The sequence below is a fragment of the Janibacter alkaliphilus genome (assembly GCF_013408565.1).
In the GTDB taxonomy this organism is placed as follows: Bacteria; Actinomycetota; Actinomycetes; order Actinomycetales; family Dermatophilaceae; genus Janibacter; species Janibacter alkaliphilus.
Map to the genome: position 1 here is coordinate 230,629 of NZ_JACBZX010000001.1, position 18,073 is coordinate 248,701.

Here is an 18,073-nt window from a genome sequence, read left to right on the forward strand (position 1 = left end):
CGCTGGTGGCCGCCCTGCTGGCCATGCTGCTCGCCGCTGCCTGCTCCGCCGGGTCGGACCCGGGCCCCGCCCCGGCGCAGCCGAGCACGGATCGGGCCGGGACGGCGCGATCGGGCCCGGACCAGCCGGGTAGGGACCCATCGGGTCCGGCGCGGCCGGGCCCGTGGCACACCCAGATCCCGGTGACCACCTTCTGGGTGGGCGAGCTCTTCGACCCCGGCGCCTCCGACGGCAGCCAGCGGATCTCGACCTACGACAACGACTGGGTGAGCAGCTACGGCGGGTGCGACGGCGTGGTCACCGAGGCCGGGATCTGCGAGACCGAGCGCCGGTACGCCGACGAAGGGTGGTTCCCCCGGCGGATGGAGCCGCGGCAGAACCCCTTCTACCTCGACGTGCCCTACGACGACGTGCACGACGAGACCGGCTTCGCCCGGCGCTGCGCGGTGATCCCGTGGGCCGACCCCGGCCGCGGTGGCCGCTGCGACGACCGGGACCACTCGTACCTGAAGAACGTCTGGCTGGAGCTCGTCGGCCCCTCGGGCCGGGAGTGCTACGGGCAGGTCCAGGACGCCGGGCCCGGGGAGTACGACGACGCCCGCTACGTCTTCGGGGACGACGACGCCCGCCCGGCCAACCAGCGCTACGGCGGCGCCGGCATGGACGTCTCCCCCGCGCTCAACGGCTGCCTGGGACTGTCTTCCCTCGACGGCACCGGCGACCTCGTCCGCTGGCGGTTCGTGCCGGCCGACGACGTGCCCGACGGGCCGTGGCGGGTGATCGTCACGACCTCGCCGGTGGCGCGCTGACCGGGGCCGGTGACCCTAGGCTGGGGGGCATGGCCGAGCACGGGGAGCCGATCGAGCTCGAGGTGGCCGGACGGACGGTGCGCCTGTCCAGCCCGGAGCGGGTGTACTTCCCGCAGACCGGCGCGACCAAGGCCGACCTGGCCCGCTACTACCTGTCCGTGGGCGACGGGATCGTCCGGGCGCTGCGGGAGCGACCGACGATGCTGCACCGCTTCCCCAAGGGGCTGGACGGACCGAAGGTGCACCAGAAGCGGCTGCCGAAGGGGGCACCGGACTGGGTGCAGACCGTGCGCCTGGACTTCCCTCGGTACGGGTTGCACGCCGACGAGCTGTGCGTCACCGAGCTGGGGTCGGTGATCTGGGCCGTGCAGATGTCCACGGTCGAGCTGCACCCCTGGAACGTGCGCCGCGACGACGTCGACCGCCCCGACGAGTGGCGGATCGACCTCGATCCCGGGGACACCTGCGAGCTGGCGACCGTCCGCCGGGTCGCCGGGGTGGTCCACGAGGTGCTCGACGAGCTCGGCGTCGTCGGCTACCCCAAGACCTCCGGCGGCTCGGGGCTGCACGTCTACGTGCGGATCGAGCCGCGCTGGGAGTTCGCCGACGTCCGCCGGGCGGCGCTGGCCTTCGCCCGCGAGGTCGAGCGACGGGCCCCGTCCCTGGCGACCACCACGTGGTGGCGCAAGGACCGCGACCCGGCGGCCGTCTTCGTCGACTACAACCAGAACGCCCGGGACCACACCCTGGCGGCCGCCTACTCGGTGCGCGGCGACCCGCGCGGCACGGTCTCCACGCCGATCACCTGGGCCGAGGTGGCCGACGTCGAGCCCGGGAAGCTGACCATGTCCACCGTGCCGGCCCGCTTCGCGGCCCTCGGCGACCTGCACGCCGACATCGACACGGTGGCCCACGACCTCACCCCCCTCCTCACCTGGGCAGACCGCGACGACCACGACGGGGACACCCCAACCCCCTAGGCAGCTGCAGACGCTGCGCATGCAAGCGCAGGAGGCGTGTCTACGGTGAGCGTCTGAGGCGACGATCGGTTCACAGACGGCGCACAGCAGGGCCCGCCGGGCGGCACAGCGGCCCGCCCCAGGATCGTCCGCATGATGACTCCCCGAGCCGCCCGCCGCACCCTCGCCCACCACGCCGCGCCCCGCCCCGGCGCTGCTCGACGCGCCGGAGCCGGGCTGGCCGCGGCCGCCGTGCTGGCCGTCGCCGCCTGCGGCGCCGACACCTCGACCGCGACCACCGGGGCTAGCACCACCGGGTCGAGCACCACCAGCAGCGCGACCGCGAGCGCCGCGGCGAGCAGCGCCGCGACGGACGGCTCATCCTCGACGAGCGACTCCGGGTCGACCAGCGAGACCATCTCGGCCACCTCCGAGGCTGCCCAGGCCTTCCTCGAGACGCTCACCGACGAGCAGCGCGAGGCCGTGCTCTACGACTACGACGACGAGACGAAGACGACCTCGTGGTCCAACTTCCCGGTGACCTTCGTCGAGCGCGCCGGTCTCAACCTCAGCGACCTGACGGAGGAGCAGCAGGCCGCCGCGCTGGAGGTCCTCGAGGGGCTGCTCAGCGAGGAGGCCTACGAGACCGTCTCGAACATCATGGCCGGCGACGCGTACCTCCTCGAGGAGAGCAGCACCACCGAGGACTCGCTCGGCCAGTACTACATCGCCTTCTTCGGCGAGCCGTCCGACACCGACGCCTGGGAGGTGCAGTTCGGCGGGCACCACCTGGGGATCAACGCGACCCTGCAGGGTGACGAGGAGGCGATCACCTTCGCCCCCACCCACCTGGGCGCCCAGCCGGTCACCTGGACCGCCGAGGACGGCACCGAGATGGAGTCGCTCACCGGGATGTACGAGGACGCCTTCGCCTTCTACGACAGCCTCACCGAGGAGCAGCGCACCGCCCTCTACCAGGGCTCCGAGGTGTCCGCGATGGAGTGCGAGCCGGGCGGCACCTGCGACTACCCGACCGGCACCGGCCTGTCCGGTGCGGACCTCGACGACGAGCAGAAGCAGCTGCTGCTGGACTCCCTGGCCAACTGGGTGGGGATGTCCGACGCCGAGACCACCGAGGCCGCCCTGGCCGAGATCGAGGCCACCCTCGACGAGACCTACGTCAGCTGGTCCGGGGCCACCGAGTACGACACGAGCACCGGCGACGGCATCTACGTCCAGGTCTCCGGCCCGGACGTCTACGTCGAGATGGCCAGCCAGAACGGATCGGCCGGCGCCGACGTCGACGGCGTCACCACCGCGGGCTGGGGCCACCTGCACACCATCTACCGCGACCCGGGCAACGACTACGCCGGCAGCGTCGAGCAGCAGGAGAGCGCCGGGATGGGCGGGGGCATGGGCGGCGGCCCCAACGGCTGACCCCGCGGACGATGCTGGCCGGTGGCGGCGGTCGCACGCCGCCACCGGCCACCGGTTGCGCCGAAGGGGGCAAGATGGCGCCGTGCCCACCGACCCCCTGCCCACCGGCCCGCCGGACCCCGGCGACGCGCTGCCGCACCCGGTGACCGGGGCCCCCTTCGCCTCCCCGGTCCCGCCGGGCACGGGCTGGCCGGACGACCCCGCCGGACCGGGCACCCCGGTCGCCCACGACGCCGACGAGGTGGCGCGGCTGGCCTCCGGCGCCGACCCGGACGAGCTGGCCGCCCGGATCTCGGTGTGCCGGGCCTGCGAGCGCCTCGTGGCCTGGCGCGAGCAGGTGGCCACGCAGAAGCGGGCGGCCTTCGCCGACCAGCCCTACTGGGGCCGACCGGTGCCGGCGCTCGGCCCGGCGGACGCCCCGGTGCTCGTCGTCGGGCTCGCCCCGGCGGCGCACGGTGCGAACCGGACCGGGCGCAACTTCACCGGCGACCGCTCCGGCGACTGGCTGTACGCCGCGCTGCACCGCGGCGGCTTCGCCACCCAGGCCGGCTCGACGCACGCCGGTGACGGCCTGGAGCTGGTGGGCGCCCGCATCGTCGCCCCGGTGCGCTGCGCTCCCCCGCAGAACAAGCCCACCACCGCCGAGAAGGCGACCTGCGCACCGTGGCTGGACCGGGACCTGGCGATCAGCGAGCCGCACCTGCGCTCGATCATGTGCCTCGGCTCGATCGGCTGGGACGCCACCGTCGCGGCGGTCCGGCACGCCGGCTGGCAGGTGCCCCGACCCAAGCCACGCTTCGGCCACGGAGCCCGCGCGACCCTGGTGACGCCGACCGGCCGACAGGTCGACCTCGTCGGCTGCTACCACGTCAGCCAGCAGAACACCTTCACCGGCCGGCTCACCGAGGCGATGCTGGACGAGGTCGTCGCCTCGCTGTGACCCCGCTCCCGGCGCCCCGCTCCTAGGGTGGCGGTCATGAGCGAGACCGAGACCCCGGAAGCCCTCACCAGCACGCAGCCGGCCCTCGTGGTCACCCGACCGGGTGGGCGCGAGGTGCTGCAGGTCCAGGACCGGCCGGTGCCGGAACCCGGCCCGGGCGAGGTGCTCGTCGAGGTGGCCGCCGCCGGGGTGAACTTCATCGACGTCTACCAGCGCGAAGGGGTCTACCCGATGGAGACCCCCTTCGTCCTCGGCAAGGAGGGGGCCGGCACGGTGCGGGTGCTCGGTGACGGCGTCGAAGGGGTCTCCCCCGGTGACCGGGTCGCCTGGGCGATGACCCAGGGCACCACCGCCGGGTGGGCGACGCTGCCTGCGGGCAGCCTGGTGCCGGTGCCGGACGAGGTCGAGCTGGAGACCGCCGCGGCCGCGATGCTGCAGGGGATGACCGCGCACTTCCTGGTCACAGACTGCGCCCCGATCGGCGAGGGATCGGTGGCGCTGGTGCACGCCGCCGCCGGCGGTGTCGGGCAGCTGCTCGTGCAGATGGTCGTCGCCCGTGGCGGGCACGTCGTGGCCACCGCCGGCAGCGAGGAGAAGTGCGCGATCGCCCGCTCCCGCGGGGCGGCCGAGACCATCGACTACACCGCGGAGGACGACCTCGAGGGGGCGATCGCCGAGGCGGCCGCACGGCTCGGGGCGCCCGACGGCGTGGACGTCGCCTACGACGGGGTGGGGGCGGCCACCTTCGACGCCTCGCTGGCGGCCCTGCGTCCGCGCGGGGTCCTCGTGCTCTTCGGCGGAGCCAGCGGTCAGGTGCCGCCCTTCGACATCCAGCGCCTCAACGCCGGCGGCTCGCTCTACCTCACCCGACCGACCCTGGCGCACTACATCGCGCGCCGCGAGGAGCTGCTGCGCCGCGGGCAGGAGGTGCTCGCCGCGGTGGCCTCCGGTGAGCTCGACGTGGCCGTCGACGGGCGCTACCCGATGACAGAGGCGGCCGAGGCCTACGCCGCGCTGGAGGGTCGCACCAGCACCGGGAAGCTGCTGCTCGTGCCGTGACCCCGCAGACGCCTAGCTTCGTGCCAGACGCTGCGCATGCATGCGCAGCGTCTGCAGTCGCCTAGGGAGTTGCGGGTCTCGGGGCGGGCGTGTCCGGGGGTGGGGTCAGCGCCAGGGGCGGTCAGTGCCAGGTGAAGGCGACCACGGCGTTGACGACGGTGAGGAAGGCACAGACCAGGGCCAGCGTCCGCCCGTCGGCACCACGCCGGTCGCGGCCGTTGCCGATCTCGGCGGTGGCGACGACGGCGAGGGCGAGCAGCAGCTTCACGCCGACCTTGAGATGGTTCAGCTCGCCGAGATCGCCCATCTCGATGACCGCCACCAGCGCCAGACCCACGAGCAGCTGGACGCGGGCTCCCCACACCTGCACCAGGTGGCCGGTGCGGGCCGGCACGAAGGCGCCGGCGACGATGGCGAGCATCGCCAGCATGTGCAGGATGTAGAGGGCCAGACGCAGAGTATCCATGACCACGCAGCCTACGGATCTCCTACGGGCGCACCGCAGTCGGGCCGGTGGCCCGGTCCCAGCCGATCCGGGTCAGCGCCCGCTGCACGGTCGGCACGATCGGGTAGTCCGGGATCTCCTCACGGCTGACCCACCGCGCCCGGGCGGTCGACCCGCCGACGTCGTGCACCACGGGCTCGCGCACCTGCGCGACCTGGGCGCGGTAGATCAGTCGCACCGCGTGGAAGTCCTCCAGCCGCCCGCCCGGGGAGCGCCCCACCCAGTGCCGGGTCTCGACGTCCGCCAGCCGCGCCCGCACCACGTCGTGACCGGTCTCCTCCCAGATCTCCCGCACCAGGCCGTCGTGCGGCTGCTCGCCCGGGTCGAGCCCACCGCCGGGCAGGTTCCACGAGCCGGCCGCACCGGAGACACGCTCGGACAGCTCGGTCAGCAGCAGCCGACGATCACCGATGACGACCCCGTAGCAGGCAACCCGCTGGTAGGGCACCGGGCGCTCGCCGTCCGCACCCGCACCGGACGACGGCTGCTCCGCAGGCTCCGGCAGCGCGGCCACCGCCTGCCCACGCTCGGCCTGCACGCGGATCTGCACCACCTCGTCGGTTCGCACCGCGTCCAGCAGCGCGACGAGGTACCAGCCGGCGGCCGCGAGACGAGCCTCCGGGTCCGCACCGTGCGGCAGCGTCAGCACCTCGAGGGTGGCGCCGTCCGGAGCGACCACGACCAGCTCGACACCGCTCGTCACATCGCCGCTCGTCACATCACCGCTCCTCGCGTCACCGCCCACGGCATCGCCGTTCATCGCATCACCACCGCCTCGGCGTAGGCGGCCTCGACGTCGCGCACGACCGACGGCCAGGCCTGCGGCGGCGGGGTCGAGGCGTTGTGCGCGGCCAGCCGGGAGCGCAGCAGCGGGTCGGTCACCAGCCGCTCGAGCGCCTCGATCAGCCCGGCGTCGTCGTCGGCGAGCAGACCGGAGACGCCGTCGTCGATGACGTCCCGGGTGCCGGAGTCCCGGCGTGCCACGACCGGAAGACCGGCCGTGCGCGCCTCCAGCGCCGCGATCCCGAAGGCCTCCAGCCTGGTCGGCGCCAGGTAGACGTCGGCCGAGCGGTAGCGCTCCGGCAGGCTGGCCCGCGGCACCCGCCCGAGCAGCCGGTCCCCCGGCTGGGCCCGTCGCTGCAGCTGAGCACGCAGCGGACCGTCACCGAGGACGTCCAGGCTGATCTCCGCCCCGGTGCGCCGCCGCACCTCGGCGACGACGTCCAGCAGCACCCCCGGCCGCTTGCGCGGGGCCAGCCGCAGCGCGCTGACCACCCGGACCGGCCCGTCGCCACCCCGCCCGGCACCACCGTGCCCGCTGCCACCATGCCCGGCAGCCCCGGCTCCAGAACCGGTAGCCGCCGACGGCGCCCAGGCGGCGACGTCGATACCGTTCGGCAGCACCGCGACCTCGTGGCCCGGCGCGGCCTGCCGCACCCCGTCGGCCGCCAGCCGGGAGACCGCCGAGAGCCGGGCGCCGCGCTCCACCCAGCGCTGGGGCGCCCCGCTGAGCCGCCACGGGGTCGCGGCCCGGTCCAGCAGGCAGTGCCAGGTGACCACGGTCGGCACCCCCAGCCCGGTGGCCACCCGGGTGGCGTCCCAGGCGAAGGGGCTGACCACCCCCATGTGCACGTGCGCCACGTCCACCGCCGCGGCCTGCAGCCGACGGCGCAGGGTGGGCGCGGCCAGCGGGTTCACCGGCACCCCGAAGGTGGCCGGGTGGCTGTGCCGGTGCACCAGCACCTCGCCCTCACGCTCGACCTCACCGCGCGACGCGCCGGTGACGCCGGCGGTCGCGGTGTGCACCTGCACCTCGTGCCCGGCCGCCGCCAGCTGGTGGGCGAGGTCGCTGACCTGCGACTCGATCCCGCCGACGCGCGGCGGGTAGCAGTCCGAGAGCAGGGCGACCTTCACGGCTCCCAGAGTGCCAGAGCGGCCAGGACCGCCCGGTATGGCACAGTGATCGGCGATGAATGACGTGGGTGGGCCGGCAGCGGGCACCCTCGTCGCCTTCCACGCCCATCCTGATGACGAGGCCCTGCTCACGGCCGGGACGATGGCGCGGGCCGCGGCGCAGGGGCACCGGGTGGTGCTCGTGGTGGCCACCGACGGCGCGGCCGGGCTGGCCGACGAGAGCACCTACGGCGCCCGCGGCGAGCAGCTGGCCGGGACGCGCAGCCGGGAACTGGCGGCCAGCGCCCGCGCGCTGGGGGTGGCCCGGGTGGTCGAGCTGGGCTACGCCGACTCCGGCAGCGGCGAGGAGCTCTGGCCGGACCCGCCGGGGCAGACCCGCTTCGTCCGGGTCCCGCTGGAGCAGGCCGCGGCACGGCTGGCCGACGTGCTGGCCGAGGAGTCGCCGCAGGTGCTGCTGACCTACGACGCCAACGGCGGCTACGGCCACCGGGATCATGTGCGCGTCCACGAGGTCGGCGCGGCCGCCGCCGCCGGCTACCGCGAGAGCACCGGGGCCCCGCTACGGGTGCTCGAGGCGACCGTCCCCCGGGACACGATCTGCCGGGCGCTGGACCTCGTCGCCAAGGTCTACCGCTTCCCGCCCGAGTTCGACCGCTCCTCCTTCGACCGGGCCTTCTCCGCCCGGGCCGAGATCACCCACCGGGTCTCCGTGCGGCGGCAGGTCCGCGCCAAGCGCGCCGCGATGCGGGCGCACGCCAGCCAGGCCAGCGACGGGGACGGCGGTGCCCGCACCCTGGGGATGCTGCTGCGCATCCCCCGCCCGCTCTACGACCTGGTCTTCGGCCGGGAGTGGTTCCGCGACCCCGACCTGCCCGCCGGCTCGCCGGTGCGCGACGACCCCTTCGCGGACGTGCCGTGAGCACCGGGACGGCCACGCCGGTCGAGGACGACGGCCGACCGCGACGGCTCTGGGTCCGAGCGCTGCAGGTGACCGTCGGGCTGGGCCTGGCGGTGGCCATGCTCGGCTGGGGGCTGCCCTACTTCGCCCAGACCAGCTGGAGCGAGGTCTTCGACATCCTCGGCACGGTCCCGCTGTGGAAGGCGCTGCTCTTCCTCGGGCTCGTCGTCGCCGGGCTGTACTGCTACACCTTCGTCATGACCGGTGCCATGCCCGGCCTGAGCCACCCCCGGGCGCTGATCCTCAACGTCTGCGGCTCCTCGGTCTCCAACCTGCTGCCCGGCGGCGGCGCGGTCGGGCTGGCGGCGACGTACACGATCGCCAAGTCCTGGGGCTTCTCGGTGGCCAGCGTGACGACGATGGCCGTCGTCACCGGGGTGTGGAACGTGCTCGCCCGGGTGATGCTGCCGATCATCGCGGTCCTCGGCCTGGCCTGGGCGGCCACCGACCTGCCGGCGACGATGCGCGAGGCGGCCTGGGCGGCGGTGGTCTCCGGGCTGGCGATCGTCGCCGGCTTCGTGCTGGCGGTGGCTACCGACCGCGGGGCCCGGGTGGTGGGCCGGCTGGCCGACCGGGTCGTCCGGCTGGTGCGCCGCGGCCACGGCAGCCAGATCGAGCGAGGGCTGACCGGGCTGCGCTCCCGGGTGGCCGAGACGGTTCGCACCGGCTGGCTGTCGATGACCCTGGGGATGGTCGGCTTCTTCGGCCTCTACTACGTCCTCTTCGTGCTGTGCATGCAGACCACCGGCATCGAGCTCCCCTTCGGCCAGCTCTTCGCGGCCTACGCCATCGGGCGGCTGCTCACCGCCGTCGGGGTGACCCCCGGCGGTCTCGGGGTCACCGAGACCGGGACGGCCGCGGCGCTGGTCGCCTGGGGCGCCGACCCGGCCGCGTCGATGGCCGGGGTGGTCATCTTCTCGATCTTCACCCACCTCATGGAGGTGCCGCTGGGGGCGCTGGGCTGGCTGGCGTGGAGCCTCATGCCGAAGGCGACCGCCGCGGAGGTCAGCGAGGCCCACCTCGCCGGCCGGGCTCAGGCGAGCAGCCGCCGCACCTGAGCGTCGTGCGCCTGCCGGGCCACCTCGTCGTCGAGGGTCTCCGGCGCGAAGGGTCGGCCGGTGGCCCGCTCCGCCGCCCAGCCGATGAGCGCGTCGGCCAGGGCGGGGTTGGCCGGCAGGATCGGGCCGTGCAGGTAGGAGCCGATGACGTGCCCGCGGCGGGCGCCCTCGGTGCCGTCGCTGCCGTTGTTGCCCATCCCGTGCCGGACCCGGCCGAAGGGGGCCTGCCCCTCGCCGAGCGTCGTGGAGCCGGAGTGGTTCTCGTAGCCGACGACGTCGCCGTGCTCGGTGGCCAGCACCACCGGGCCGATCATCCGGGTGTCGTTGCCCTGGGTGGTGACGTCGAGGATGCCCAGCCCGGGCAGCCGGGTGCCCTCGACGGTGACGAAGGCGTTGCCGAAGAGCTGGTACATCCCGCAGACCATGAGCATGGCGGCGCCGTCGTCGGCGAGCGCGCGCAGCCGGTCGCCGATGACGTCGAGGTCCTCCTCGACCCGGACCTGGCCGGAGTCCTGGCCGCCGCCGCCGACGACGAGGTCGGCCTGCTCCGGGAAGGGCGCCCCCGGGTGGTGCTGGTGGACCACCGGGACGTAGCCGTGGCGGCGGATCCGCTGGGCCAGGCAGCGGGTGTTGCCCAGGTCCCCGTAGATGCTCATCTCCCGCGGGTAGAGGTGCACGAGGTGGATCTCGCCCTTGCCCTCCTGCCCGGGGTCGGCCGGCAGCGCCGAGGCCGCTGGCTCGCCGAGGATGGTCACGTCGCTCACTGGGCGTCCTCCTCGGCGTCCACGCCCATCTCGGGCACGTCGTAGCGCTCGGCGAGCAGGCGCCGCAGCGCGAGCATCGCGGTGTAGGTGCAGAAGATCCGCATCGGCTCGTCCGGGTGCTCGGCCAGGAAGCGGGTCAGCGCCGGCTCGAGGTCGGTGACGGTGCCGCCGACCGGCACGTCGTCGTACTGCAGGCGCAGCGCCATGTCCCAGCCGCGGACGCCGGTGGTGAGGGCGACGCCCTTCGTCTGCAGGCCGGAGAAGTCGACGTCGTAGAGCCAGGAGACGTCCCGGCCGTCGGCGTAGTCGTCGTTGATGGCGATCATCGAGGCGACCGGGGTGGCGCCGTAGGTGCCCAGGGCGACGGTGAAGCCGGCCGGGTTCTTCACCAGCACCAGCTCCAGCGGGCGGCCGTCGACGTCGATGACCTCGCCGCGGCCGAAGGGGGGCCGCACGGTGCGCAGCGCCTGCTCGGCGGTGGTGGTCGAGAAGGCGTCGCCGAGCAGCGCCCGGGCGGTGGTGGTCGCGGCGGTGGCGTTGATCATCGCCGCCAGGCCGCGCTGGCGCAGGGCGACCGGGCCGACCTGCGTGGCGTCCTGGCCCGGGCCGAGCCGGACCGTCATCTCGGTGTCGGTGACCGGGCCGAGCAGCCCGTCGCCGTCGCCGACCGGCGGCGGCTGCCAGCCGTCGTGCTCTCGGGCGTCGGCCTCCTGCAGCTCGCCGAGGCGGTCGGCGAGGGAGTCGTCGAGGCCGAACCAGCGGACCTGGACGTCCTGGCCGAGAGTGGGGGCGATCCGGTTGACGTAGGAGTCGTCGCGGTTGATGACGACCCCCTGTGTGGTCATCGCCGCGAGCTGGGTGAGCAGCCGGGCGGTGTGGTCGATCTCGGCGAAACGATCCAGCTGGTCGCGGGCGACGTTGAGCAGCAGCGCGTGGCTGGGCGCGACCGCCCGTCCGAAGTGCAGCGCGTGGGCCTCGTCCAGCTCGAGCACGGCCAGGTCGGCCTGCAGCCGGCCGCGCAGCGGCAGCTCGGCGAGCATGGCGGAGATGACCCCGCGGGTGAAGTTGGAGCCGGTGGGGTTGGTGAAGACGGTGCGGCCGTGGGCGCGCAGCAGCGCGACGAGCATCTTCGTCGTCGTCGTCTTGCCGTTGGTCCCGGAGACCACGACGACCTGCGGCACGTCGGCGAGCGCGTGCGCGAGGAAGCCGGGGTCGACCTTCTCGGCGACCAGACCGGGCAGGGCGGACCCCCCGGTCCCGCCGCCGCGCAGCCGGGCGGCGCGTCGGGCGGCCTTGCCGGCGAGGACGGCGGCGGTGGTTCTCAGCACCGCCCCAGCCTAGGCGCGCCCGGCCCCCGAGCCTTTATCGGGTTACCCGATAAAGGCTCCGATGCGGGGGAAGGCTTCTCGGGTCTTCGAGAGGTTCTCGGGTGATCGCTGGCCGTGACGACGGGCGAAGGGTGCGGCCCGCACCTGGCTAGGGTGCGGCTATGACGACCCCTCCCCCGCCCTCGGGTCCCCCTTCGTCCGCTCCGGGGCCCGCGCCGACCGGCCTGCTGCGCCTGACCGTCCAGGGCAACCTGCTGGTCAGCCTGCCCCCACGACTGCTGCTCAACGGGCACCAGGTCGCCTGCCGGAACGGGGTCAACGAGTACCACCTGCCGCCCGGTCCGTGGGCGCTCGACCTCTCGGTGCAGTGGATGCGTCGCTACGGCCAGGCGCAGGGACAGGTCGTGCTCGAGCCGGGTGGCACGGTCGACCTCTTCTACGCCGCGCCGTGGCACCAGTTCACCACCGGCAACCTCGGGCCGACGCGGCAGAAGCACAAGGGCGTCGGGGTGCTGGTCTCGCTCGTCGTCCTCATCGTCGCGATGGTGTGCTGCGTCGTCGGTGTGACCGCGCTGCTGGCCTGACTCGGGGGTGGGTCTCGCGGCCTCAGCCCGCCGCCCGGTCCGCGTACTCGGCGGACACCGGCTGCGGCGAGCGCTGCGCGACGGCCGCCATCACCTCGTCGGTGATCGCCCGGTAGAGGCGGGTCTTGACGTGCTGCTGCTGCAGGGCCGCGACATCGACCGGCGGCGAGAAGCGCACCGTCACCCGGTGCGGGCGCAGCCCACGGGCGCCCACCGGCTGGACCTTGTCGGTGCCGATAAGCGTGCACGGCACCACGGTCGCCCCGCTGGCGTCGGCCAACCGCCCGACCCCGGTGCGGCCCTTGTGCAGCATCCCGTCGCGGCTACGAGTGCCTTCGGGATAGATGCCGAAGGCGCCACCTCCGGCCAGGTGCTCCTCGGCCAGCTCCAGGCTGCGAGCGGCCGCCCGCGGGTCCTCGCGGTCCACCGGGATCATCCCGGCGAACTCACCGAACCACAGCCGCTTGCCCCACCCCTTCACGCCGGTCCCTTCGACGTACTCCGCCTTGCCGAGGAACCCCACCTTCCGCCGGGCCGCCAGCGGGATGAGCATCGAGTCGACGAAGGAGAGATGGTTGCTGGCGATGATGACCGGGCCGGTCCGCGGCACGTGCTCCAGCCCCTCGACCGTCATCCGCACATAGGCGCGCAGCGGAGGCCCGACGAGGACGTTGCGCAGCACCTTCTCGGCGGCGGTGGTGGCGGGTCCGGTCACGCCACCAGGTTAGTGCGGACGCGAGTCGCTCACCACGGGGGACGATGCCGGGATCCCGGCTAGCCTGCCGACCATGTCGTCTGCCGCCGGCTCGGTCCTGTGAGCCAACCACCGCCCCCGCCGCACCCTGACGACGGCTGGCTGGTCCTGCACGTCGTGTGCTGGCCGTCCAGCCACCGGGCGGAGATCGACGGTCATGAGATCCCCGTGCGCGAGCACGCCATCCCGGTGCGCGTGCCGCACGGGACGCGCCGTGTGACGGTCTGGTACGTGGTCCGGTTCGGCGCTTACGGCAAGCAGACGATGGACGTGCAGGTGCCGCCACGGGGGACGGTGCCGGTGTACTACGCGATGCCCCGGCACATCCTCGGCCAGAGCTACCTGGCGCTGCACCCGGTGCCGCGCTCGTGGGCGATCAGCGCCACCGAGGTGAAGGACCAGGTCGTCGGGGGGCTCGGCTGCCTGGCGGTCCTCATGGTGCTCGCCCTGTGCGGCCTTGGCGGGAGCGCTGCCTGGGATTGGCTCCAGGGCGCCTGGTAGCCCACGGCGTCCTCGCCCCTTCCCCAGCCCTTAATGCGCAACTGCCCGGGCAGTTGCGCATCCAGGCCGTAATTCGCCCGGGCAGTTGCGCACCCAAGGCGTAATTTGCCCGGGCAGTTGCGCACCCAGGCCGAAATTGCCCGGGCAGTTGCGCACCCAGGCCGAAATTGCCCGGGCAGTTGCGCACCCAGGCCGTAATTTGCCCGGGCAGTTGCGCACCCAGGCCGAAATTGCCCGGGCAGTTGCGCACCCAGGCCGTAATTTGCCCGGGCAGTTGCGGAGTCTGGCCACGGTTCAGCCTGGGTGGACGCGGACGGTCACTCCCACTCGATGGTGCCCGGGGGCTTGCTGGTGACGTCGAGGACGACCCGGTTGACCTCCTCGACCTCGTTGGTGATCCGCGTGGAGATCTGGGCCAGCACCTCGTAGGGCACCCGCGTCCAGTCCGCGGTCATCGCGTCCTCGGAGGAGACCGGGCGCAGCACCACCGGGTGGCCGTAGGTGCGGCCGTCGCCCTGCACGCCGACCGAGCGGACGTCGGCGAGCAGCACCACCGGGCACTGCCAGATCTCCCGGTCCAGGCCGGCCTCGCTCAGCTCGGCCCGGGCGATCGCGTCGGCGCGGCGCAGCACGTCGAGGTTGCTCTCGGTGACCTCGCCGATGATCCGGATGCCCAGCCCCGGCCCGGGGAAGGGTTGACGCCAGACGATGCTCTCCGGCACCCCGAGCTCCAGCCCGACCTGACGCACCTCGTCCTTGAAGAGAGCACGCAGCGGCTCGACCAGCTGGAACTGCAGGTCGTCCGGCAGCCCGCCGACGTTGTGGTGGCTCTTGATGTTCGCCGCGCCGCTGCCGCCGCCGGACTCCACGACGTCCGGGTAGAGGGTCCCCTGGACCAGCCACTTGACCGGGTGCCCGTCCTCGGCGCCCTCGCCGACGACGTCCCGGGCGGCCTGCTCGAAGGTGCGGATGAACTCCCGGCCGATGATCTTGCGCTTGGTCTCCGGGTCGCTGACCCCGGCCAGGGCGTCGAGGAACTGCGCCTTGGCGTCGACGACGACGAGGTTGACGCCGGTGGCGGCGACGAAGTCCTCCTCGACCTGCTCCACCTCGCCCTCGCGCAGCAGCCCGTGGTCGACGAAGACGCAGGTCAGCTGGTCGCCGACAGCCCGCTGCACCAGCGCCGCCGCCACCGAGGAGTCCACACCGCCGGAGAGCCCGCAGAGCACCCGGTCGTCACCGACGACCTCGCGGATCGCCGCGACCTGCTCGTCGACGACGTTGCTGGCGGTCCAGTCCCCGGCGATCCCCGCCCCCCGGTGCAGGAAGTTCTCCAGCACCCGCTGGCCGAAGGTGGAGTGCATCACCTCGGGGTGCCACTGCACCCCGTAGAGCCGGCGCTCGTCGTCCTCGATCGCCGCCACCGGCGAGCCAGGGGTGGTGGCGGTGACCTGCGTGCCGTCGGGGGCGGCCACGGCGGCGTCGCCGTGGCTCATCCACACCGACTGCTCCTCGGGCTGACCGTTGAAGAGCGTCGAGGTCCGGTCGGTGACCTGGGCGCGGGTCGAGCCGTACTCGCGCATCCCGGTCCGCTCGACGCTGCCGCCGAGGCACTGGACCATCGCCTGGAAGCCATAGCACATGCCGAAGACGGGCACCCCGGCCTCGAGGATCGCGGCGTCCAGACCGGGCGCGCCGTCGGCGTAGACCGAGCTGGGCCCGCCGGACAGCACGATCGCCGCGGGCTCCTTGGCGAGCATCTCGGGCGCCGTCATGGTGTGCGGCACGACCTCGCTGTAGACGTTGGCCTCGCGCACCCGGCGGGCGATGAGCTGGGCGTACTGGGCGCCGAAGTCGACGACGAGCACCGGGGACTGCTTGAGCGGATCCGTCACGCGCTCAGGCTACCGGCGGCCCGGCACGGCTCAGCGCCGGTGCATCCGCTCCAGCGAGTACCCGGGCGTGGCGAACTCACCTCCCTGCGGGGTGCCCGGCGGGATCGGGGTGAGCGGGACGAGGTCGCCGGCGTCGTCGACGGGCTCGAAGCCCAGCGCGCGGCCGTCGGCGAGGTCCCACCACAGCTCCCGGTTCGCCGAGACGGCGTAGCAGACCGCGAAGCGCACGTCCGCGGTCATCGCCGCGCGGAAGGCTCGGGCCGCGTCGTCCCGGCTGAGCCAGGTGCGCGCGTGCCGCGCCGAGACCGGGCGCTCCTCGTAGCTGCCGATGCGCAGCGCGACCGTGCGCAGGCCGAACTTGTCGACGTACAGCCGGCACAGCGCCTCCCCCGCCACCTTCGAGACCCCGTAGAAGCCGTCCGGCCGCGGCGGCACCCCGGGATCCACCGTCGTCGCCACGTCGTAGCACCCGGTCACCCGGTTGCTGCTGGCCAGGACCAGCCGGGGCACCTCGGCCCGCCGGGCCGCCTCGAGGGCGTGGTAGGTGCCGACGATGTTGATCTCGGCGAGGTCGTGGAAGTCCGCCTCGTCCGGGATGCCGGCCAGGTGCACCACCCCGTCGCACCCGGTCAGCGCCCGGGCCAGCCCGTCGAGGTCGGCGACGTCCGCGACGTCGAGCCGGTGCACCTGCTCGCCGTCGTGCACCGGCTGCACCGGCGCCACGTCCACGCTGACCAGGCGTACCCCGTCGCCGGCCAGCGCCTGGCGCAGGTCGCTCCCGATCCGACCGGCCGCGCCGGTGATCGCCCATGTCTGTCCGCTGAGACCGTCCATGCCGAGGACGCTAGGCCCGGGCACCGACAGCGCCGGGTCAGCGGGTCAGCGGCTCGACCTCGCGCACCACCCGGCGCTCCTCGATGAAGGCCACGAACGGCAGGCAGGCCAGCAGCATCGTGGCGATCATCCGACCCAGCGACCAGCCGACCTTGAAGCCGAGGTTGGCGGTGGCGACGACGAAGGCCATGAAGATGACGCCGTGCACCGGGCTCCACCAGGTGAGGGCGTCATTGCCGAAGCCGTACTTCATGATCATCTCGGCGATGAGCACGAAGAGGGCCACCCCGGCGATCAGCGCGGTGACCCGGAAGAGGGTCAGCGCGGTGGCGATCGCGCGCGGGTCGGCGGTCACCTGCTGTGCGGCGCCGGGCGTGTCCCGTGCGGCGGGCTTGTCGGTCATGACGGTTGCAGCTCCTCGTGGTCGTGGGTGTCGTCGGTGCCCTGGCCGGGCGGCGGTCCGCGTCGCTGGTCCGCGGCCTGGCGCACCATCCGCCACCACATCCACAGCGCGAAGAGCCCGAAGAGCCACCACTGCACCGCGTAGGTGGCGTTGCGCCAGACGAAGGAGGTGTCCGGCAGCGGCGGCGGCACCACCTCGACCCCGTCACCGGGGGCGTCGCCGTCCTCGGTGACGGCGAAGGCGAAGGCGTTGTAGAGGTCGCCGGGCCAGTCGTTGACCAGCCGGCCCAGGTCGATCGAGGTCATCCGCCCCTCGCCCTGCGCGCCGGTGTCCGGGGCCTCGCCGGGGGCCAGGGAGCCGACCAGCTCGACCTGCCCCGGCGGCGGGGCGGGCGCGGACGCGCCCTCGGGGACCCAGCCGCGCACCACCGGCAGGCCGGCGCCGGTGGCGTCGACGACGAACCGGTCGACGACCCAGGCGCCGTCGCGGCCGTCGAGCAGCCGGTCGACGACGAGCAGCTGGTCCTCGGCGCTGTACCGGCCGGTGGCCCGTACCCGCTGCCCGGACCCGTCGTCGGGGAAGGCCTCGTGCGGGGCGACCACGTCGGTCAGCGGCTGCACCGGGCGCTGCTGCACCTCGCGGACGGCCTCCTCGCGGGCCACGTCGTGGGCGACGTCCCACTGCCACCGTCCCAGCTGGACGGCGAGCGCGGCGAGCACCAGGGCGAGCGCGAGGAGGGCCAGCCAGCGCGGTTGCACGGCGGTCCTGAGCACCCGACCAGGCTACGTGAGGCGCCGGGCGCCCCCTTCGCCCGCTCCCGGCCGGACGTGGTGGCCGGCTCTGCGGGACGGGTGACGCCCAGAGCCGTCCGATCGGGCAGTTGCCGGTGCCCACCGCGCGCAGCAGCATGGCCAGGGACGGCCCGGGAGAGGCCCGGGCCGATGCAGGAGGCAGCCATGACCTTCCCCGCCCTGGCGCACGTCGCGGTCACCGTCACCGACCCCGAGGCGAGCACCGCCTGGTACTCCGCGCTCTTCGACGCCGGGCCGGTGCTCGACGAGGACGAGACCACCGGCGGCTTCCACCACACCGTCTACGCCATCGGCGACGGTCACCTCTTCGGGCTGCACACCCATCCGGACGGTGCCGGCGGGGGCTTCAGCGAGCGGGCCACCGGTCTGGACCACGTCGCCTTCGCCTGCGCGGACCGGGCCGAGCTGGAGCGCTGGCAGGCCCGGCTGGACGAGCTCGGCATCGCCCACGGCGGGATCGTCGACGCCCACTACGGCTCGGGTCTGTCCTTCCGTGACCCGGACGGCATCGCCCTGGAGCTCTTCGCGCCACCGGCCGGCTGAGACGTCCACCGTCGGC

The 18,073-nt window shown here is 73.9% G+C and carries 20 protein-coding genes; 10 read left to right on the forward strand and 10 right to left on the reverse strand.

Translation table 11 applies throughout. From position 1 onward, the window contains the following. The first annotated feature begins 182 nt into the window (after positions 1–182). The 5 genes from BJY28_RS01050 to BJY28_RS01070 all read left to right on the forward strand — a co-directional run bounded on the left by BJY28_RS01050 (position 183) and on the right by BJY28_RS01070 (position 5,204). Positions 183–809: a hypothetical protein gene (locus BJY28_RS01050; protein ID WP_179461366.1), complete on the forward strand. Its 627-nt coding sequence runs from the start codon at positions 183–185 to the stop codon at positions 807–809. Between the two features lie 29 nt (positions 810–838). Continuing rightward, positions 839–1,789, forward strand: coding sequence for a non-homologous end-joining DNA ligase (ligD, locus tag BJY28_RS01055; protein WP_179461367.1), 951 nt, complete (start codon positions 839–841; stop codon positions 1,787–1,789). Between the two features lie 132 nt (positions 1,790–1,921). Further along, entirely contained in the window at positions 1,922–3,205 is a 1,284-nt protein-coding gene (locus BJY28_RS01060; RefSeq protein WP_246313318.1) for a DUF3500 domain-containing protein, read from the forward strand. 82 nt (positions 3,206–3,287) lie between these two features. Continuing rightward, entirely contained in the window at positions 3,288–4,145 is an 858-nt protein-coding gene (locus BJY28_RS01065; RefSeq protein WP_343036894.1) for a uracil-DNA glycosylase, read from the forward strand. Positions 4,146–4,181: 36 nt separating this feature from the next. Further along, positions 4,182–5,204, forward strand: a complete 1,023-nt coding sequence (locus tag BJY28_RS01070; RefSeq protein ID WP_179461368.1) for a quinone oxidoreductase family protein — start codon at positions 4,182–4,184, stop codon at positions 5,202–5,204. 121 nt (positions 5,205–5,325) lie between these two features. On the opposite strand, the gene BJY28_RS01075 is transcribed toward BJY28_RS01070, so the two are convergent. Genes BJY28_RS01075 through BJY28_RS01085 form a run of 3 tightly spaced genes read right to left on the reverse strand, consistent with a single transcriptional unit; the run spans position 5,326 to position 7,623 of the window. Next, positions 5,326–5,670, reverse strand: a complete 345-nt coding sequence (locus BJY28_RS01075; protein WP_179461369.1) for a hypothetical protein — start codon at positions 5,668–5,670, stop codon at positions 5,326–5,328. A gap of 22 nt (positions 5,671–5,692) precedes the next feature. Next, positions 5,693–6,427, reverse strand: coding sequence for an NUDIX domain-containing protein (locus BJY28_RS01080; protein ID WP_179461370.1), 735 nt, complete (start codon positions 6,425–6,427; stop codon positions 5,693–5,695). 38 nt (positions 6,428–6,465) lie between these two features. Next, positions 6,466–7,623 carry a glycosyltransferase family 4 protein gene (locus BJY28_RS01085; RefSeq protein WP_343036896.1) on the reverse strand — a complete coding sequence of 386 codons (1,158 nt, stop codon included), beginning with the start codon at positions 7,621–7,623 and terminating at the stop codon, positions 6,466–6,468. Between the two features lie 55 nt (positions 7,624–7,678). Here BJY28_RS01085 and BJY28_RS01090 point away from each other — a divergent pair, with 55 nt between their 5' ends. Both BJY28_RS01090 and BJY28_RS01095 read left to right on the forward strand, forming a co-directional pair. Then, complete coding sequence (locus tag BJY28_RS01090; RefSeq protein WP_179461371.1) at positions 7,679–8,542, forward strand: PIG-L deacetylase family protein; 864 nt, start codon at positions 7,679–7,681, stop codon at positions 8,540–8,542. Beyond that, a complete protein-coding gene (locus BJY28_RS01095; RefSeq protein ID WP_343036897.1) occupies positions 8,539–9,639 on the forward strand; it encodes a lysylphosphatidylglycerol synthase transmembrane domain-containing protein in 1,101 nt (366 codons plus the stop codon). Before BJY28_RS01090 ends, BJY28_RS01095 begins: the two co-directional genes overlap by 4 nt. Here BJY28_RS01095 and BJY28_RS01100 read toward each other — a convergent pair. Together BJY28_RS01100 and BJY28_RS01105 are read right to left on the reverse strand one after the other, a co-directional pair. Next, a complete protein-coding gene (locus BJY28_RS01100; protein ID WP_343037154.1) occupies positions 9,615–10,394 on the reverse strand; it encodes a type 1 glutamine amidotransferase in 780 nt (259 codons plus the stop codon). The two genes, BJY28_RS01095 and BJY28_RS01100, sit on opposite strands and share 25 nt — an antisense overlap. A gap of 5 nt (positions 10,395–10,399) precedes the next feature. Then, on the reverse strand, positions 10,400–11,731 hold the full coding sequence (locus tag BJY28_RS01105; RefSeq protein WP_179461372.1) for a MurT ligase domain-containing protein: 1,332 nt from the start codon (positions 11,729–11,731) through the stop codon (positions 10,400–10,402). A 161-nt stretch (positions 11,732–11,892) separates the two neighbouring features. Here BJY28_RS01105 and BJY28_RS01110 point away from each other — a divergent pair, with 161 nt between their 5' ends. Then, positions 11,893–12,315: a hypothetical protein gene (locus tag BJY28_RS01110; RefSeq protein WP_179461373.1), complete on the forward strand. Its 423-nt coding sequence runs from the start codon at positions 11,893–11,895 to the stop codon at positions 12,313–12,315. Between the two features lie 22 nt (positions 12,316–12,337). Here the strand turns inward: BJY28_RS01110 and BJY28_RS01115 are convergent, their stop codons facing one another. Then, the gene (locus BJY28_RS01115; protein WP_343036898.1) at positions 12,338–13,030 is read right to left on the reverse strand and encodes a lysophospholipid acyltransferase family protein; all 693 of its coding nucleotides are present in this window, start codon (positions 13,028–13,030) and stop codon (positions 12,338–12,340) included. A 99-nt stretch (positions 13,031–13,129) separates the two neighbouring features. Here BJY28_RS01115 and BJY28_RS01120 point away from each other — a divergent pair, with 99 nt between their 5' ends. After that, positions 13,130–13,570: a hypothetical protein gene (locus tag BJY28_RS01120; protein WP_179461374.1), complete on the forward strand. Its 441-nt coding sequence runs from the start codon at positions 13,130–13,132 to the stop codon at positions 13,568–13,570. 317 nt (positions 13,571–13,887) lie between these two features. Here BJY28_RS01120 and guaA read toward each other — a convergent pair whose 3' ends face one another. Genes guaA through BJY28_RS01140 form a run of 4 tightly spaced genes read right to left on the reverse strand, consistent with a single transcriptional unit; the run spans position 13,888 to position 17,475 of the window. Further along, on the reverse strand, positions 13,888–15,465 hold the full coding sequence (gene guaA, locus BJY28_RS01125) for a glutamine-hydrolyzing GMP synthase (protein ID WP_179461375.1): 1,578 nt from the start codon (positions 15,463–15,465) through the stop codon (positions 13,888–13,890). Between the two features lie 30 nt (positions 15,466–15,495). Next, entirely contained in the window at positions 15,496–16,299 is an 804-nt protein-coding gene (locus BJY28_RS01130; protein ID WP_179461376.1) for an NAD-dependent epimerase/dehydratase family protein, read from the reverse strand. Positions 16,300–16,336: 37 nt separating this feature from the next. After that, complete coding sequence (locus BJY28_RS01135; RefSeq protein WP_179461377.1) at positions 16,337–16,702, reverse strand: DUF3817 domain-containing protein; 366 nt, start codon at positions 16,700–16,702, stop codon at positions 16,337–16,339. After that, positions 16,699–17,475, reverse strand: coding sequence for an SURF1 family cytochrome oxidase biogenesis protein (locus BJY28_RS01140; RefSeq protein ID WP_179461378.1), 777 nt, complete (start codon positions 17,473–17,475; stop codon positions 16,699–16,701). The genes BJY28_RS01135 and BJY28_RS01140 overlap by 4 nt, the downstream gene beginning before the upstream one ends. Positions 17,476–17,658: 183 nt before the next feature. On the opposite strand from BJY28_RS01140, the gene BJY28_RS01145 reads away from it, so the two are divergent. Then, a complete protein-coding gene (locus BJY28_RS01145; RefSeq protein ID WP_179461379.1) occupies positions 17,659–18,057 on the forward strand; it encodes a VOC family protein in 399 nt (132 codons plus the stop codon). Positions 18,058–18,073: the final 16 nt, after the last annotated feature.

What these genes read in the sequence shown, in the direction of transcription:
- ligD (WP_179461367.1), top strand. Translation starts at nt 839, where the DNA reads ATGGCCGAGCACGGGGAGCCGATCGAGCTCGAGGTGGCCGGACGGACG.
- BJY28_RS01060 (WP_246313318.1), top strand. Translation starts at nt 1,922, where the DNA reads ATGATGACTCCCCGAGCCGCCCGCCGCACCCTCGCCCACCACGCCGCG.
- BJY28_RS01070 (WP_179461368.1), top strand. Translation starts at nt 4,182, where the DNA reads ATGAGCGAGACCGAGACCCCGGAAGCCCTCACCAGCACGCAGCCGGCC.
- BJY28_RS01075 (WP_179461369.1), bottom strand. Translation starts at nt 5,670, where the DNA reads ATGGATACTCTGCGTCTGGCCCTCTACATCCTGCACATGCTGGCGATG.
- BJY28_RS01090 (WP_179461371.1), top strand. Translation starts at nt 7,679, where the DNA reads ATGAATGACGTGGGTGGGCCGGCAGCGGGCACCCTCGTCGCCTTCCAC.
- BJY28_RS01110 (WP_179461373.1), top strand. Translation starts at nt 11,893, where the DNA reads ATGACGACCCCTCCCCCGCCCTCGGGTCCCCCTTCGTCCGCTCCGGGG.
- BJY28_RS01130 (WP_179461376.1), bottom strand. Translation starts at nt 16,299, where the DNA reads ATGGACGGTCTCAGCGGACAGACATGGGCGATCACCGGCGCGGCCGGT.
- BJY28_RS01135 (WP_179461377.1), bottom strand. Translation starts at nt 16,702, where the DNA reads ATGACCGACAAGCCCGCCGCACGGGACACGCCCGGCGCCGCACAGCAG.
- BJY28_RS01145 (WP_179461379.1), top strand. Translation starts at nt 17,659, where the DNA reads ATGACCTTCCCCGCCCTGGCGCACGTCGCGGTCACCGTCACCGACCCC.